The following is a 15907-nucleotide window of genomic DNA, read 5'->3' on the forward strand; positions in this document are numbered from 1 at the left end:
TTCTCCCGGGTACATTTTTTATGGTAAAACATGTTCTTCTTTTAGTATACAGGATATTTTTCTCTCTGTACACGCAGAACTGTAAAATGTGCGTTAATTCCAAGTTTTATACTATGTTTTTTGTTTTTTCACAAAAAGAACCCCCGTACCGGCAGTTCCGATACGGGGGTTCCTGTTTCTGGTTGATTTTCCGCCAGTTGAATCAGCGGGCCAGGATCTCGTCGATCAGCTGATCCACCATCATCAGGCAACGGGGCAGATGGAAGGGGCCCTTGAAGGTGGAACCCTTGCAGGCAGGCTCGGTGGGCTTGCCGTCGCGGCGCAGGTAGCCGTACCAGTCGCCGTACTCGGGATCGCTGAACACCTTCTTGCAGTACTCCAGAGTCTCATCGAAGATCTTCAGATACTTCTCATCCTGGGTATCGCGGTAGATCATCATGCTGGCGATGAGCAGCTCGTTGTGAGGCCACCACAGCTTCATGTCATGCTCGTAAGCCTCCGGGGGCAGACCCTTGCAGTCGATGAAATACAGCAGGCCGCCGTACTCCTTGTCCCAGCCGCCTTCGTAAGCGTAATCGAACAGGGTCTGAGCCTTCTTGCGCAGCTCCTCGTCGCCAGTGTGCTTGGCCTGCTCCATCACGAACCAGCTGCACTCGATGTCGTGGCCGGGGTTGACCACACGGCCGGCGGTGTAGTCCATCTGCAGCTCGCCGTTCATGCCAACCGTCTCCAGAGTGCACTTCAGTTCGGGCTTGAAGTGATACTTGAAGATGGTCTCACAGCACTCCTTGGCGCGTGCTTCGTACAGCGCGTTGTTTTCGGGGTCACAACGGCGCATCACGGCGGTGATGTTCAGGTAGATCATGGGATCAGCCAGAGCGCGGCCGGTGCGGGTCTCGGGGATGGTCTTGGGGCCCATGCCGGTGGGATCCTTGATCAGGCCGTTGTTCAGCTGATAGATCAGCTCGTAGGCGCGGCGGGCGCGCTCGATGCACTCCTTCTCACCGGTCACGCCGTAGTACTCGGCGTTGGCGATGGCGTAGAAGCCTTCAGAGAAGCAGTAACGGCGCTGACGCAGAGGCTTGCCGTCGGCGGTCACGGTGAAGTACATGCGGTCGCCGGCTTCCCGGTTGATGCAGTATTTCTCCATGAAGTCCAGGCAGCTCTTGGCCGCATCCAGCCACTCCTGCTTTTTGCCGTATACATGGCACAGGTAGGAGAAGGTCCAGGCGCAGCGGCCCTGGAACCAGACGCTCTTATCGGTGCTGAACAGCTTGCCGGTGCGGTCCAGGCAGGTGTAAACGCCGCCATGCTCGTGATCCATGCCGTTCTTCAGCCAGAAGTTCACGCTGCGCTCCAGCTCCTCGCGAACCCACTTCTGATACTCTTTCAATTGCTCTGCATGCTTATCCATGATAATCACAACTCCTTGTGCGAAGCGGCCGGAAAACAGCCGCTTTTTAAAATCTCTGAAAGCCCGGGCCCCGTTGCAGGATCCGGGCTGAAAAACAAAGTACGATCAGCAGAACTTGGCAATGGCCTCGTCGATCATCTTGGCGCACTTCTTAACCTGATCCATATCCTCGGGGAACAGGTTGGGCAGGGGCTTGCGAACGCCGCCGATGTCCAGATTCTCGCGGATGCGCAGGATCTCCTTCATCACAGCGTAAAGGTTGCCCTTGCAGGCGCACATGGCGTAGATGATGGCGTCGATGGCGTACTGAACCTCGGCAGCTTCCTTGACCTTGCCGGCCTTCAGCAGCTCGTCAGCCTTCAGCAGCAGCTCGGGCATTACGGCGTAGGTACCACCGATGCCGCCGTCAGCGCCCATGGCGCGGCCGGAGATGAACTGCTCGTCGGGACCGTTGAATACAACAAAGTCCGGGCCGCCTTCCATCTTGAACATCTGGATGTCCTGTACGGGCATGCTGCTGTTCTTCACAGCGGCAACGCGGGGGTTCTTGCGCATCTCGCGGAACAGGGGCATGGTCAGGGCCACGCCGGCCAGCTGCGGGATGTTGTAGATCACGAAATCGGTGTTGGGAGCAGCGGAGGAAATGTCGTTCCAGTACTGAGCGATGGCATGCTCGGGCAGCTTGAAGTAGATGGGAGGAATGGAGGCAATGGCGTCAACGCCCAGGCTCTCGGCATGAGCAGCCAGCTCCATGCTGTCGGCAGTGTTGTTGCAGGCCACATGGGCAATCACGGTCAGCTTGCCCTTGGCTTCGCTCATCACAGCCTCCAGGGTCTGCTTGCGCTCTTCCTTGCTCTGGTAAATGCACTCGCCGGAGGAACCGCAAACGTATACGCCCTTAACGCCCTTCTTGATGAAGTAGCGGGTCAGCTCTTTGGTGCGCTCAACGCTGATGTTGCCTTCGTCGTCATAGCAGGCGTAAAACGCGGGAATAATGCCCTGGTACTTGGAAATGTCTTTCATGTTTTTCCTCTCCTTTTTTGGAAATACACCTTAAAAATTTGTCCGCAAGGACTATTTAAACTGCGGGATCAGGCCCGCACTTTAAACACAGCTTTCTGTACGTGTGCCTCACCGTTCAGCTGCACCTTTACCATGTGCACGTCCTCGGGGAATACCACCAGAACGTCACCGGGGTGCATGGTGAACCAGGTCTCCACCGGGCCTTCGTAACCGATGAAATCGGTGGCTTCATCCCGGGTGGTGGCCTTCAGACGGGAAACATCGGTCACACCGATCTTTTCCTCGCCGCTGAGCAGCACATGGATGTCGGCATACTGGGCGTGTCCCTCCCAGGCGGCCTTCTCCAGCGGCAGCGTGTCGTAATCAAAACGGTTGATGTAAACGTTGTCGCCGTCCACATCGTTGCGGCCGAACTGCAACTGACTCAGGTCGGCGGTTTTCAGATAGCGGATGGCGGTGTCCAGTGCGTCACTTACGCCCAGGTAGCGCTCCATCTGCTGGTAATTGGTATAAATCATTGTTTTTCAGACCTCTCTTCTGCAAGGTTCTGTTCAAAGGCGGCGCGGGCTGTGCTGCCCTCCAGCCGAACCAGAATCCGCCGCTCCATGGCAGGATTCCGTTCCGGGTAGTCCGCCCGGTAGTGGGAACCGCGGCTCTCGGTGCGCATGCACTGCGCGCTGAGAATGGCCTGTGCCAGGTGCAGCTGCGCCCACAGCCGGCGGCTGGCCGCGATCTGCGTGGCGTCGTCGCCTTCGGTAAACGCGCATCCGTCTGCCAGCTGCGCAAGGCGCTCCATGCCCTGCCGCAGCGCTTCGCCGGTACGAACCACCATGCCGCATTCGCTCATCACGTCCTGCATCCGGCGGCGGCGCTGGGCCTGATCCGGAATAACCCGGGCATCAAATTCCACCGGGCCATCTGCCCTGGGCACGGGCTGTGCTGCCGCAAAAGCCGCCGCACTCTCGCCCGCTTTTCTGCCGAACACCAGACCATTGGCGGTGGAAAGGCCGCCGATCCGGTCCGCGCCATGCATGCCGCCGGTCACCTCACCGCAGGCAAACAGCCCGGGCACTCCGGTAAAACCGCTGGGATCGATGCGCACACCGCCATTGGCCGCATGGGCAAAGGGAGCAATCTGCACCGGGTCATCCATGGTCAGATGCTTTTTCTCCCACAGCCAGTCAAAGTAAGTACGCACGAACTCAGGCGTGTTTTCCCGGATTTCAGGGCCGTAGGTCACGGTAACTCCCTGCTCCGGCGCGGCCTGCGCGGCTTTCACCATGGCCAGATCCACCCGCCTGGAAATAAGCCGGCTGGTGAACGGCCCGTGGGTGGACCGGCATTCCAGAAGGGCCTGCCGGTCCGGTTCGTTCTCCAGAATATCCCTTCCGTCCGGCCCTGTCAAGCGGGTGTAGCGGAAGGTTTTTTCGTTGAAAATGGTTTTGCGGCAGGGGTTCAGATAGCCGGGCATCATCTGCATGAACTCCAGATTCACCAGCTCTGCCCCGGCTTCCAGCGCCAGCCACTGGCCGGCGCCAGCCACATCATCAGTGGTGAGGCGATCCCGGAACAGGCCGCCATAACCGCCGGTGGCCAGCACCAGCGCACCGCACCGGATGGCGGTCAGCTCTTTGCCGCAGCAGACCACTGCACCGCTCACCCGTCCGTCAGTTTTGATCAGCTGCAGCAGCTCGCAGCCGGGCAGCTGCTCCACGCCGGATTCCTCCATTTTGCGGGAGAACACCTGGCGCATACTGTCGAACAGCAGACCGTTCCAGCTGCGGTGCTTGCGGTCAAAACAGGGAATAAAATCCTTTTGATTCTGGTCGGCAGCAGCCTTCAGCTGAACGCCCATGGCCTTCACGCCCTCGATGGCCGGGGCAATGCCCGCCACAAAGGCCCGTACCATGGCTTCATCCGCCATGCCGCAGCCAACCTCCAGAATGCTCTGAACCAGATCCTCCTGGTCGGCTTCGTTTTCCGGCCCGATCAGCCCGAGGCCCCAGGTTCCAGGGTAGAAGCTGGAGCCGGAGAACACCGGGCCACTGCTTGCCAGAATCACCGAACGGCCGGCCACCGCCGCAGCAAGGGCCGCCATGATTCCGGCAATGCCAGAGCCGACCACCAGCACATCACAGTGCCTTGAATATTTCAGCCGCATCTCAGGCCTTCGCCGCCTCTTTGTCATACAGATGGCAGGCGACCATGTGGCCCTCTGCACCGTGGTGCACCATGGCGGGATCCACAGTCTTGCAGATTTCCATGCACTTGGGGCAGCGGTTGTGGAAGGCACAGCCACTGGGCTTGTGGATGGGGCTGGGCACCTCGCCCTCCAGCACCTGACGCTTCTTGGTCTTGTGAATGTCAGGCACAGGAATGGCGCTCAGCAGCGCCTGGGTGTAGGGATGCAGGGGCTCGTCGTACAGCGCACGGCTGTCAGCGATTTCCACAATCTTGCCCAGGTACATAACCACGATACGGTCGGACATGTACTGCACAACGCTCAGGTCGTGAGCAATGAACAGGTAGGTCAGGTTCATCTCCTTCTGGATGTCCTTCATCAGGTTCAGAACCTGCGCCTGAATGGACACATCCAGCGCGGAAACGGGCTCATCGCACACCAGAACTTCGGGCATAACCTCCAGCGCACGGGCAATGCACAGGCGCTGGCGCTGGCCGCCGGAGAACTCGTGGGGGTAACGCATCAGGTAGTCGGGCTGGATGTTAACCATCTTCAGCACCTTCTGCATCACGGCCTCACGGTCAGCCTCGCTCTTCACACCATGAACCTTCAGGGGTTCCTCGAAGGAGGTGTAAATCTTCTTCTGGGGGTTCAGGGCGGAATAGGGATCCTGGAATACCATCTGCACCTTGCGGCGGAACTGGAACATTTCCTCCTTGTTGAACTTGGTCACGTCCTTGAACTCGCCGCCGTAGTTGAACAGCACCTTGCCGCCGGTGGGCTTCTCCAGCATCATAATGGTCTTGCCGAAGGTGGACTTGCCGCAGCCGGACTCGCCCACGATGCCCAGGGTCTCGCCCTTATACACTTCCAGGCTCACGTCGTCCACGGCCTTCACATGGCCCACGACTTTCTTGAAGGCGCCCTTGGTGATGGGGAACCAGGTTTTCAGGTTTTCGATCTTAAAGATAACTTCACGATTTTCGCTCATGATCAGTCCACCTCCGGGAAGTTCTTATACTTCAAGCAGCGAACCCGGTGGCCGGGGCTGATCTCGAAGGTCGGGATATCCTTTTCACGGCAGGCGGCGGTGCATTCGGGGCAGCGGTCCGCGAACTCACAGCCGGGCTTCAGGTTGGCCGGGTTGGGGGTGGAGCCGGGAATGGTCTCCAGCTTCTGGCCGTCGGCCAGGCCCAGCACGGGCACGCTGCGCAGCAGCGCCTTGGTGTAGGGGTGAGAGGTGCGGTCGAACACATCCTCCAGGCTGCCGAATTCCACCACGCGGCCCATGTACATGACGCAGACCTCATCGGCCATCTCGGCCACCAGGCCCATGTTATGGGTGATCAGCACGATGGACTTGCCTTCCTTCACCTGCAGATCCTTGAGCAGTTCCATGATCTGTGCCTGGATGGTAACGTCCAACGCGGTGGTGGGCTCGTCGCAGATGATCAGCTCCGGGTTGCAGATCATGGCGATGGCAATCACCACGCGCTGCTTCATGCCGCCGGAGAACTGATGGGGGTAGTTGTCGATGCGCTCCTCGGGATCGGGAATGCCCAGCTTGCGGAACATTTCCAGCACCTTCTGGCGGGCTTCCTTCTTCTTCATGCCGGTGTGCTGGATCAGACCCTCAGCCACCTGGTCACCCACCTTGTAAACGGGGTTCAGGCTGGACATGGGATCCTGGAACACCATGGACATGTCCGGGCCGCGCAGAGCGCGCATTTCAGGGCCGTTGGGCTCCTTGATCTTTTCCAGATGATACTCGGTCACCTTGCCGTCCCGCAGGGCGTTGTACTGGATGTTGTCCGCTTCGACCCGGGCGTTCTTGCCCAGGAAACGCATGATGGAGTTCATGGTCACGCTCTTGCCGCAGCCGGACTCACCCACAACCGCCAGCGCGGTGCCGCGCTTCAACTGGAAAGAAACGTTCTTTACGATCCGGATCTCCTTGCGGTCGGAAATAAAGGTGGTATTCAGATTTTTTACGTCTAAGATGATCTCTTTTGTATCCATACTGCCGCCTCCTTACTGCTGTTTCGGGTCCAGAACGTCCCGCAGGCCGTCGCCGAAGAAGTTGATGGCCAGAACGAACAGGCTGATGGCAAGACCGGGGAATACCCAGATCCACCACTGGTTGGTAACCACGGAAACAGACTTTGCAGCGTTCAGGATATTGCCCCAGGTGGGGGTGCTGTCGGCAACGCCCAGGCCGATGAAGCTCAGGGAAGCCTCCTGCAGGATGAAGAACGCCACGTTGGTGGTGGTGGAAACGATGATGGGGCTCATCACGTTGGGCAGGATCTGCTTGAACATGATGTTGCTGCGCTTCATGCCAAAAGCTTCGCAGACCTTGACGTAGGTCTCGTTCTTCAGGCTCATGAACTCGTTACGCACCATACGGAAGGTGGTCATCCAGCCGGTGACCACGAAGATGAACAGCAGGTTGCCCAGACCGCGCTGGTTGAGAATGGCAACCAGCATCATGACCAGCACCAGCTGGGGGAATGCCTGGAAGATCTCGGAAATACGCACGATCACGCCGTCCACCCAGCCGCCGAAGTAGCCGGCGATGGCGCCCAGCGCTGCGCCGATCACGCTGCTGAGCACGGCGCAGAACACGCCGATCAGGATGGAATAGCAGCCGCCGATCAGCACACGGGCCAGCAGGTCACGGCCGATGGTGTCGGTGCCGAAGATGTGGCCTGCCTCGGGAGCGGCTTTCATGTTGGTCAGGTCGGGGGTGGCGTAGTCCACGCCCATAATGGCGCCGATGATGCAGGCCAGGGTCATGATTACCACGACCACCAGACCAAACACAGCCAGCTTGTTGTTCAAAAACTTGCGGACATTCTTTTTCAGCAAAGAGGAGGCCGCGCTTTTGTTTTGTTCCTTGATGCTTGCTGCCGCATTGGGATTGCTCATATTCTACTCCTCCTCTCGCTTATTCGCCCAGCCGCACGCGCGGGTCCATGATGGCGTTCAGCACGTCCACCATGAAGGAGCACACCAGCATGGTGGCGGCGATGATCAGGGTGGTCACCATAACCACGTTGTAGTCGTTGGCAACGATGGCGTTGGTCATTGTCATACCGATGCCGGGGTAGGAGAACACGCTCTCAACAACCACGGAGCCGCCGATCAGGGTGGGGATACGGAACATCAGAATCACCAGAACGGGCTTCATGGCATTGCGGAAGCCGTGCTTTAAGTAAACCTTCCACTCGGGGATGCCCTTGCTGCGGGCGGTCTTGATGTAGTCGCTGTTCAGCACGTCCAGCATGGTGTTGCGGGCGTAACGCATCAGAACCGCCACCATGCCGATGGTCAGGGTGGCCACAGGCAGGAACAGATGCATGAAGGCGTCCACAAAAGCGTTGGTGGCATCCGGGCTGACACGGTTCGCCGCCGGGAAGATGCCCAGCTTGATGGAGAAGATCTGGATCAGGATGATGCCCACCAGGAACTGGGGAACCGCCTGGCCCAGAACGGCCAGCACGCGGCCGATGTAGTCGATGATGCCGTTCTGACGAATGGCGGAGATGATGCCGATGCCGATGCCGATGATGGCGGACAGCACCAGGGAATAACCGGCCAGCTCCAGGGTGTAGGGCATGCGGACCGCCAGGGTGCTGGCGATGGAGGTACCGTCGGTGATGGAATAACCGAAGTCACCGTGCAGCATGTTGCCCAGCCAGTTGAAATACTGAACGATCAGAGGATCGTTCAGGCCCAGCTCCTCACGCAGCTGCTCCACCACCTCGGGGCTGGCGGAAAGCTGTTCGGGACTGAGCATGAAGTTGATGGGATCGATACCGGTCGCCTGCAGGCCGAAGAACACGATCAGGCTGATGACGAGCAGCATCGGGATCATCAGAAGAAGCTTTTTGAGAATGAACTTTAGCATGTTCTCACTCCAATCTCGGTGATTCAAATGGGGCGAAGCACAGGCCCGTCGCAGGAGCCTGCCGAAAAGGGGAAAGGGAGAGACGAAAGGCAAAGGCCAATGTCTCTCCCTTTCCAGCAATCACATTATGCCAGGGATTGCAGCAGTATCAGCGGATCAGGCCATTTCCCAGTTGGCGAAATCCAGATCGCAGCTGTACAGGGGGTTGCAGAAGGTGACGCCCTCGGGGATCTTCACGTTGCTGCTGGTGAACACATAGTTACCAACGGTGAACAGAGGAACCTTGTACAGCTTCTCCTGCTCCAGATCCTGCAGGGTCTTCAGAGCAGCATTCTTCTCTTCCTCGGTAGTGGCAGCAGAGTAGGTGGCAATGGCCTCGTCGAAGGAAGTGTCGCCGCCCCAGATTTTCTGGAACAGAGCATCGGTGCTCAGGTACTCGCTGTACCACTCGTCCAGAGAGAAGGAGCTCTTGCCCTTGAAGCCGATGTCGTACTGGCGGGTAGTGAACAGATCGGTGGTACCGTCGTTGGACAGGGTGGACTCAACAGTCAGGCCAGCCTGCTCCAGGTAGTAAACGATGGTGTTGATCAGGTCGATGCTGGTCTGATCGTTGTTGTAGTAGCAGATGCGGATGGGACGGCTCATGTCGTAGCCGGAAGCAGCGATGTCAGCCTTGGCCTTCTCTGTGTCGAAGGTGTAGGTGAAGCCGTTGTAAGCGGGATGAGAATCGGGCACGCCGGAGTTCAGCACGGTTGCACTGGGATACAGGGTGGCCAGAGTGGCGCGGTCGATGGCTTCCATGATAGCCTTGCGGACCTCAACGTTCTGCATGGCCTCGTTCTGGGTGCCGTCGGTGCCTTCCATGTTAAAGATGAAGTACTTGTAGAACAGTACGTCAACCTCGTGAGAGGTATAGTTGCTCATGCCCTGCATGGCTTCCACCAGGTCGGTGGCGTTGCCGTACAGGTAGTCGGCGTTGCCGGACTGAGCTGCGGTCAGGTAATCGTTCACATAGGAAACGGTAACCTTCTGGATCTTGGCGGGAGTGCCCTCATAGTTGGGGTTGGGAACCATGGTGAAGTAGTTGCCCACGTTGAACTCGCCAACCATGTAGTAACCGCTGGTTACGGGGTTCTGCCAGAAGGTGGTGTCGGCATCCAGCTTCAGAACGTCCACGTTCTCCAGGCTGTGCTTGGGCAGGATGGCGAACTGGCTCAGAATCTGAGGCAGGGAGCTGTAAGGCTCGCTCAGGGTCAGGGTGATCACGTTGCCCTCGGCGCTCTTGTCAGCGATCTTCTTGAACGCGGAGGTGTAGATGGAGTTTACCTGAGTGGTCTGCAGAGCGGCATCGATGGACCACAGAACGTCGTCAGCGGTCAGGGGCTCGCCATCGCTCCACTTCAGGCCGTCCTTCAGGGTGATGGTGTAGGTCAGGCCGTCCTCGCTGACCTCATAGCTCTCGGCCAGGTCGGGGCTTGCCTCGTTCAGGGTGCTGTCCGAAATGAACAGGCTGCGGAACATCAGGTTGGTGGGCATGGTACGATTCAGCCAGGGGATGGGCACCTTGTCGTCGGTGCTGCTGCCGTCGGTGGTGGACAGAATCAGTTTCAGGGTGCCATCGCTGGCGGCAGCGGCAGTGCCGGTGCTGGCTGCGCCGCTGGTTGCGGTGGAACCGCTGGTGGTGGTGGTCGAGCCACCGCCGCAGGCTACCATGGAAAGTGCCATGGCAGCTGCGAGAACAAGTGCAAGAACTTTCTTCATGTTTTTTGCCTCCTTCAAAAATCGAGAGCACCTTCTCCAATCGCTTATTAATAAGTATGCATCAGAGCCAAGGTGCTCCATTTCCCTTGGAACAAGGTGTGCGCTCACGCGCCCCTTGCTTTACTCTTATGGTACCATCTATGAAAAATTTTTTCAATTATGAAGTCCTACGAATCTACCCGAGGCAAATTTGTCATTTTGCACAAGCCATTCTTTCAAAAGTCATTTTTTGGCTATCTGTGGGCAATTAACAGCTTTGAATTGTTATTTTTTGTTACTTTTGACGCTTCCATTGAAACGATTTTTCTGATTCATCCGCTTCCCGTTTCCCCTTCTCTCTTTTTCTATTTCCAGCAGAAATGAAAAATTTTTTCATCATTTGGCCCCATTCTCCGTCGCTTTTGCAGATTTTTCACTCATTTTTTTCCATTTAAACCTCACAGACAAAGGGTCCCGATCAGACCTCGTCGTAATATTCGTTGCTCAAAATCTTGAACACGGCTTTTTTCACATGGGTGCAGCTGCCGTTGCTCAACGTGGGCATGTGCGGTTCGCCGGCCAGAAACAGCGCAAATTTGCCGCCGCCCAGATGACCCAGGTCGCCCACCGGGCCATCTCCGAAGCCGATGTCTGCCGCATCGTCAAAGCCTTTTTCGTCCTGGCAGTAGCTGCTGGGCACTTCGAAGTCCTCACAGCCCTCGATGTCCATCTGCAGATCCATATACTTATGATGCACTTCATAATGGGCGCCTGCTTCCGGGCGGGTATCCGCTTCCATCACATTCACGAAAACCCGGCTGCCGTCGATCTCGGTACGGCCCAGGGGCAGCTCCTCCACCTTGTGGGTTTTGGCCCATTCGATCACCTTGTCCAGGCCTTTGGAAAAGCCCTTGTAGGCGCTCAGATTGCTGAAATTATCGTAGATCATGGTATTCTCTCCTTTTCCGGCCACCTGTTCACACAGCAGCCGATATTGACAAAAAAACCAGGTGGCGGCAGCCACCTGGTTTTGGGAAACAAACGGGTTCTGAAAATCAACCCTTTACCGCACCCATGGTGATGCCCTGAGTGAAGTACTTCTGGAACATCAGGAACACGGCCAGGATGGGAATGGCAGCAACCGCAGCACCGGCCATGATCAGGCCGAAGTCGGTGGCCATTTCAGCCTGCAGGTTCGCAATACCCAGCGAGATGGTCAGGCTGGTGTTCTTGGTCAGCATGATCAACTGCATGAAGTAATCGTTCCAGGCGGTGATGAAGGTGAAGATGGCCAGCGCGCCGATACCGGGCTTGACCATGGGCAGGATGATCTGCACAAAGGTGCGGATCTCGCCGGCGCCGTCGATGCGGGCAGCTTCCAGCATCTCGTTGGGGATGCCTTCGCTGAACTGCTTCATCAGGAATACGCCGAAGGGCCAGCCGACGGTGGGCAGGATCACGGCCCACAGGGTATCGTGGATGCCCAGGAAGGACATCTCCTTCAGCAGGGGGATCAGGATAACCTGCTTGGGCAGAGCCATGGCGCAGACGATCAGGCTGAAGATCACGGTACGGCCGTAGAATTTCTTCTTGGCCAGCACATAGCCGGCCATGGCGGCAGTGATGCAGGTCAGGGCCATGGCAACCACAGCAATAAAGATGGTGTTCCACAGCCACAGCAGAGCCGGGTTGTCAAACAGCTTCTCGTAGTTGGCCAGAGTGGGGTTGGTGGGGAACCACTGGGGAGTGGGGGTGTTGATGTCCGCCGCAGTCTTTACGGAACCGGTGAAGATCCAGTACAGGGGGAACACCAGGAACACGGTCAGAATAGCAAGGATGATGCCAGAGATGACCTTATAAGGAGTCATTTTGCCAGTTACAGTATTCATCTTCTATGCCTCCTTAGTCGTTGCCCTTGCCGGCTACCTTGAACTGCAGGGCAGACAGCAGAGCGATGATGATGGCCAGGATCACGCCCATGGCGTTGCCGTAGCCGTACTGATACAGCTTGAAGGCCTGGTAGTAGATGTAGTACATGATGGTATCGGTGGCATGGTTGGGGCCGCCGCTGGTCAGCAGCTGAATCAGAGCGAAGCACTGGAAGCTGTTGATGGTGGTGATAACCAGGATGTACAGGGTGGTGGGAGTGATCTGGGGCCACATGATCTTCCAGAAGATCTGCAGCTTGGTGGCACCGTCCACCTGAGCAGCTTCGGTCAGGCTGGCGTCCACGTTGCCCAGAGCGGAAACGTACAGAACAATGGGCTGACCGATACTGGTGGTGAACAGGATCAGGATGATACACCAGATGGCAGTCTTGGGGTTGCCCAGCCAGTTCACGTTGTTGTCGATCACGCCAACGCCCTTGGCCACATAGTTGATGATGCCGTAGTAGTTGTTGAACATCCACTTCCACACCACGGTAACGGCAACGGTACCGGTTACAACGGGCAGATAGAAGATGCAGCGGAAGAAGGAGCAGGAAGCTGCCTTCATTTTATAAATGGCCGAAGCCACCCACAGAGAGAACGCGGTAACAGTGGGCACGGCCACCACCACGATCAGTGCGGTATTCATCAAAGCCTTCCAGAAAATATCATCCTGGAACATCTTGATGTAGTTGCCAAATCCAACGAAAATATCCTCACGGGCCATGGTGGAATCGAAGAAGCTCGTCCACAGGCACATGACCATGGGGATCAGAACAAAGCCGACGAAAACGATCAAAAACGGCAACAGGAAAAGGTAGGCCGCAATGGTCTCACGGCGTGCCTCCGCCCGGCTGATGCCAAGGCCGGAGCGCTTGCTGGGTCCTTTTACAGGCTGCTTGGTTGCAGATGTAGTCAAATGGATCCTCTCCTCTCATCTCTCACAGGTTCCTCTAACGCCGGAACAGCGGGTGAATCATGTTCATGCCTTTTAAGAAAGAGCGCACCTCTCTTTTTGCGCATCGGGCGAAAAAGAGAGGTGCGCGTCCCTACTCTAACGAATCAGTCGGAAGGGCTGTTCCTTAGCCGATGGCGGCGTTGGAAGTCTCAACGAACTTGTCAGCAGCAGCCTGAACGTCGCTGCCGTTGCCAACTTCCTGCAGCATGTTCCACCAAGCAGTGCGCTGCTCGGTCCAGCCGCCGGTCACGTTGTAGTAGTCACCCATGTTGGGCAGGAAGGTCTGGAAGGTAGCCATACGGGTCTCATCCTCGGTGCCGGCATACACGTTGCCGAAGGAAGAACGCACGGGGAAGAAGCCGGTAGCCTGCACGCTGGCAGGGCCCTGAGTGGCGTCGTCACAGATGAACTTGATGAAGGTCTTGGCAGCCTCGATCTTGGCGTCGTCGCCGTTGTCGAAGATACCGAAGCCCCAGATACCGCCGCACAGCTCAACCTTGCCGTCATCGGTGGGGAAGTTCATGGCGTAGGGAGTGAAGGTAACCTGCTCAGCGTAGGTAGCCTCGTTGGAAGCGTTCCAGCAGAAGGTCATGGCAGCAGTGCCGTTGGCGAACATCTGCAGCTCGTCGGAAGCCTGCAGAGCGGGATCGAAGGTCAGGGCCTTCTCGTTGTTCAGCTTCTGCAGCAGCTCCAGAGCCTTCACGTTCTCGGCGCTGTTGGCAGTGTAAGCGGTGTGATCAGCGTTGGTGTAGGTGCCGCTGTACAGGTTGTTCACCAGAGCGCGGGTGCCCTGGTCACCGCCCTGGCCGCCGCAGTAAACGATGGCGGGGGTCATAACCTTACCGCTGTCGCGCAGGGTTTCCAGAGCCTTCACGAAGTTATCGGTGGTCCAGGTGCGGGTCTCCTCGTCGATGTACTGCAGAGCACCGGTCTCCTTAAACAGCTCGTAGTTGATGGCCATGTTGTGGGCGGTCATGCACAGGGGGTACTCGTAGTACTTGCCGTCGGCACCCTTGCAGGCATTCACAACAGCCTCGCTGGTCTTGCTGATGTCGGCAGTGGCCTCTTCGGTCCACAGGTCGCTCAGATCAACCATCAGGCCCTTGGCGCCCCAGTTGGATACCAGACGCTCGGGACCCTCGAAGATGATATCGGGGGTGTTCTTGGCTTCGATGGCGGTGGTTACCTTATCGTCGCCGTTGGTGTAGTCCAGGTACTCCACATTGACCTTGATGTCGGGGTACTGCTTGTTGAACTCAGCGATGAAGCCGTTCACGGTCTCCTCTTTCTGCCAGGAGCCGATGGGGTAGGTCCACAGGGTGATCTCGGTAGCAGCGCCGGAAGAAGCGGTGCTGGTGCCGGTGCTGGCCGCGGTGGAACCAGAGGTGGCGGTGCTGGTGCTGCCGCCGCCGCAAGCGACCATGGACAGCGCCATTGCGCCGGCCATGACAAGTGCTAACGCTTTTTTCATTTGAAATTCTCCTCCTTAAGGATTTTTCAGTCTGTTCGACTCGATCAGGGCACGGAAAAACCATGCCGTCTCGCTTTACTCAAATTCTACCATTCGTGAAAAATTTTTTCAATTGTGAAGTCCACCTATCTTTTCTATGAATATTCAGTGAACTTGCACAACAGCTTTTTAGGCCTTTTTTTCTTGTGATTCCGTCACTTTTGCCTTATAATATATAGTACTGTTGATTCTATTTTGTAATGATTACATAAAGTTACAAAATATTCGCATTCTCTTCTTTCCACATTATGTTTGAAAAATTTTTTCGCAGGAAACAGCGGAAAGGAGCATTCTCCGGGGAGTGTATCGCTTATGTTAGATGTTATGTATCAAATCAATACCCACTACGATCAATTCACCCCTTCTTCCCGTAAGATCGCAGATTATCTGCGCGAGCACTGTGCCCAGGCGCAGTATCTGTCCATCTCCGGGCTGGCCAGCGAATGCGGGGTGGCCGAGGCCACTATCTTCCGGTTCTGCAAGCAGCTGGGTTTCGGCGGCTACAACGAATTCAAGCTCGCCCTGGCCAAGTCCAGTATTCTGAATCAGCCCAACCCCTATGCGGCCTACGGCGAGCTCACCCCCGAGGACAACACCGTGGAGGCCATGTGCCGCCGCCTGTATGAAGCCAATATTCAGGCCCTGAACCAGACTCTGTCGCTTCTGGACGAGGCAGCGCTGATCAAGGCGGGCGATCTTCTGGCCGGGGCCGGCAAAATTCTTGGCCTGGGCTACGGCGGCAGTATGGCCACCGTGCGGGAGGCCTGGAGCCGTTTTCTCACCGTGACCCCAAAATTCTTTACCATTGAAGACAACCACATGCAGATCATGGCCGCCAGCCTGCTGGAGGAAAACGACGTGATTCTGTTTGTTTCCTATTCCGGCTCTACCCGGGATGCGGAGGATGTGCTCCGGCCCGCAAAGGCCCGCGGCGCAAAGATCGTGCTGATCACCCACTATGCCGACTCCCCTGCTGCCAGCATGGCGGACGTGGTGCTGCTGTGCGGCGGTCACGAACGCCCGCTGCAGACCGGCAGCATTGCTGCCAAGATGGCCATGCTGTTCGTGGTGGACATGCTGGTAAACGAGTTCTGCCGCCGCGACATGGATACCACCATGCGCAACAAGGATCTGACCGCCAACGCACTGGCCATCCGCCACCTGTAACCCGGCTTTTTACACAAAAAAGGCTTGCCTTCCACATGGAAAGGCAAGCCTTTTTCATTTTTTCCGGAAGATTCA

At 57.1% G+C, this 15907-nt stretch carries 15 protein-coding genes; 2 read left to right on the forward strand and 13 right to left on the reverse strand.

Annotation, left to right across the window (positions count from 1 at the left end; all coding sequences use genetic code 11):
* Positions 1–202: 202 nt before the first annotated feature.
* The 9 genes from ACESYO_RS05910 to ACESYO_RS05950 all read right to left on the reverse strand — a co-directional run bounded on the left by ACESYO_RS05910 (position 203) and on the right by ACESYO_RS05950 (position 10290).
* Positions 203–1414, reverse strand: coding sequence for an AGE family epimerase/isomerase (locus ACESYO_RS05910; RefSeq protein WP_087183650.1), 1212 nt, complete (start codon positions 1412–1414; stop codon positions 203–205).
* A 105-nt stretch (positions 1415–1519) separates the two neighbouring features.
* On the reverse strand, positions 1520–2437 hold the full coding sequence (locus ACESYO_RS05915; RefSeq protein WP_087180828.1) for a dihydrodipicolinate synthase family protein: 918 nt from the start codon (positions 2435–2437) through the stop codon (positions 1520–1522).
* Between the two features lie 68 nt (positions 2438–2505).
* Positions 2506–2955, reverse strand: a complete 450-nt coding sequence (locus tag ACESYO_RS05920) for a YhcH/YjgK/YiaL family protein (RefSeq protein ID WP_058963574.1) — start codon at positions 2953–2955, stop codon at positions 2506–2508.
* Positions 2952–4598, reverse strand: coding sequence for an FAD-binding protein (locus ACESYO_RS05925; RefSeq protein ID WP_373209577.1), 1647 nt, complete (start codon positions 4596–4598; stop codon positions 2952–2954). Before ACESYO_RS05925 ends, ACESYO_RS05920 begins: the two co-directional genes overlap by 4 nt.
* A gap of 1 nt (position 4599) precedes the next feature.
* Positions 4600–5610, reverse strand: a complete 1011-nt coding sequence (locus tag ACESYO_RS05930; RefSeq protein WP_058963575.1) for an ABC transporter ATP-binding protein — start codon at positions 5608–5610, stop codon at positions 4600–4602.
* Between the two features lie 2 nt (positions 5611–5612).
* Entirely contained in the window at positions 5613–6638 is a 1026-nt protein-coding gene (locus ACESYO_RS05935; RefSeq protein WP_373209578.1) for an ABC transporter ATP-binding protein, read from the reverse strand.
* Positions 6639–6650: 12 nt separating this feature from the next.
* The gene (locus tag ACESYO_RS05940) at positions 6651–7547 is read right to left on the reverse strand and encodes an ABC transporter permease (RefSeq protein ID WP_087183655.1); all 897 of its coding nucleotides are present in this window, start codon (positions 7545–7547) and stop codon (positions 6651–6653) included.
* Between the two features lie 19 nt (positions 7548–7566).
* The gene (locus ACESYO_RS05945; RefSeq protein WP_058963578.1) at positions 7567–8529 is read right to left on the reverse strand and encodes an ABC transporter permease; all 963 of its coding nucleotides are present in this window, start codon (positions 8527–8529) and stop codon (positions 7567–7569) included.
* Between the two features lie 156 nt (positions 8530–8685).
* Positions 8686–10290, reverse strand: coding sequence for an ABC transporter substrate-binding protein (locus ACESYO_RS05950; protein WP_058963579.1), 1605 nt, complete (start codon positions 10288–10290; stop codon positions 8686–8688).
* A gap of 159 nt (positions 10291–10449) precedes the next feature.
* On the opposite strand from ACESYO_RS05950, the gene ACESYO_RS05955 reads away from it, so the two are divergent.
* Positions 10450–10653, forward strand: coding sequence for a hypothetical protein (locus ACESYO_RS05955; protein ID WP_373211217.1), 204 nt, complete (start codon positions 10450–10452; stop codon positions 10651–10653).
* Positions 10654–10747: 94 nt separating this feature from the next.
* On the opposite strand, the gene ACESYO_RS05960 is transcribed toward ACESYO_RS05955, so the two are convergent.
* From ACESYO_RS05960 to ACESYO_RS05975, 4 genes are all read right to left on the reverse strand, one after another.
* Positions 10748–11218: a YhcH/YjgK/YiaL family protein gene (locus ACESYO_RS05960; RefSeq protein WP_058963580.1), complete on the reverse strand. Its 471-nt coding sequence runs from the start codon at positions 11216–11218 to the stop codon at positions 10748–10750.
* A gap of 106 nt (positions 11219–11324) precedes the next feature.
* Complete coding sequence (locus tag ACESYO_RS05965; protein WP_058963581.1) at positions 11325–12158, reverse strand: carbohydrate ABC transporter permease; 834 nt, start codon at positions 12156–12158, stop codon at positions 11325–11327.
* Positions 12159–12171: 13 nt separating this feature from the next.
* Positions 12172–13116, reverse strand: a complete 945-nt coding sequence (locus ACESYO_RS05970) for a carbohydrate ABC transporter permease (RefSeq protein WP_373209579.1) — start codon at positions 13114–13116, stop codon at positions 12172–12174.
* A gap of 163 nt (positions 13117–13279) precedes the next feature.
* Positions 13280–14626 carry an ABC transporter substrate-binding protein gene (locus ACESYO_RS05975; RefSeq protein WP_058963583.1) on the reverse strand — a complete coding sequence of 449 codons (1347 nt, stop codon included), beginning with the start codon at positions 14624–14626 and terminating at the stop codon, positions 13280–13282.
* Between the two features lie 351 nt (positions 14627–14977).
* Between ACESYO_RS05975 and ACESYO_RS05980 the strand changes: the two genes are divergently transcribed.
* Entirely contained in the window at positions 14978–15832 is an 855-nt protein-coding gene (locus ACESYO_RS05980; RefSeq protein ID WP_058963584.1) for a MurR/RpiR family transcriptional regulator, read from the forward strand.
* Positions 15833–15907 lie beyond the last annotated feature (75 nt).

Source organism: Allofournierella massiliensis, assembly GCF_964241245.1.
GTDB lineage: Bacteria > Bacillota > Clostridia > Oscillospirales > Ruminococcaceae > Allofournierella > Allofournierella massiliensis.

Bases quoted from the DNA above. Each gene is read 5' to 3' on its own strand.
- ACESYO_RS05910 (WP_087183650.1), bottom strand. From the start codon at position 1,414: ATGGATAAGCATGCAGAGCAATTGAAAGAGTATCAGAAGTGGGTTCGC.
- ACESYO_RS05915 (WP_087180828.1), bottom strand. From the start codon at position 2,437: ATGAAAGACATTTCCAAGTACCAGGGCATTATTCCCGCGTTTTACGCC.
- ACESYO_RS05920 (WP_058963574.1), bottom strand. From the start codon at position 2,955: ATGATTTATACCAATTACCAGCAGATGGAGCGCTACCTGGGCGTAAGT.
- ACESYO_RS05925 (WP_373209577.1), bottom strand. From the start codon at position 4,598: ATGCGGCTGAAATATTCAAGGCACTGTGATGTGCTGGTGGTCGGCTCT.
- ACESYO_RS05930 (WP_058963575.1), bottom strand. From the start codon at position 5,610: ATGAGCGAAAATCGTGAAGTTATCTTTAAGATCGAAAACCTGAAAACC.
- ACESYO_RS05935 (WP_373209578.1), bottom strand. From the start codon at position 6,638: ATGGATACAAAAGAGATCATCTTAGACGTAAAAAATCTGAATACCACC.
- ACESYO_RS05940 (WP_087183655.1), bottom strand. From the start codon at position 7,547: ATGAGCAATCCCAATGCGGCAGCAAGCATCAAGGAACAAAACAAAAGC.
- ACESYO_RS05945 (WP_058963578.1), bottom strand. From the start codon at position 8,529: ATGCTAAAGTTCATTCTCAAAAAGCTTCTTCTGATGATCCCGATGCTG.
- ACESYO_RS05950 (WP_058963579.1), bottom strand. From the start codon at position 10,290: ATGAAGAAAGTTCTTGCACTTGTTCTCGCAGCTGCCATGGCACTTTCC.
- ACESYO_RS05955 (WP_373211217.1), top strand. From the start codon at position 10,450: ATGAAGTCCTACGAATCTACCCGAGGCAAATTTGTCATTTTGCACAAG.
- ACESYO_RS05960 (WP_058963580.1), bottom strand. From the start codon at position 11,218: ATGATCTACGATAATTTCAGCAATCTGAGCGCCTACAAGGGCTTTTCC.
- ACESYO_RS05965 (WP_058963581.1), bottom strand. From the start codon at position 12,158: ATGAATACTGTAACTGGCAAAATGACTCCTTATAAGGTCATCTCTGGC.
- ACESYO_RS05975 (WP_058963583.1), bottom strand. From the start codon at position 14,626: ATGAAAAAAGCGTTAGCACTTGTCATGGCCGGCGCAATGGCGCTGTCC.
- ACESYO_RS05980 (WP_058963584.1), top strand. From the start codon at position 14,978: ATGTTAGATGTTATGTATCAAATCAATACCCACTACGATCAATTCACC.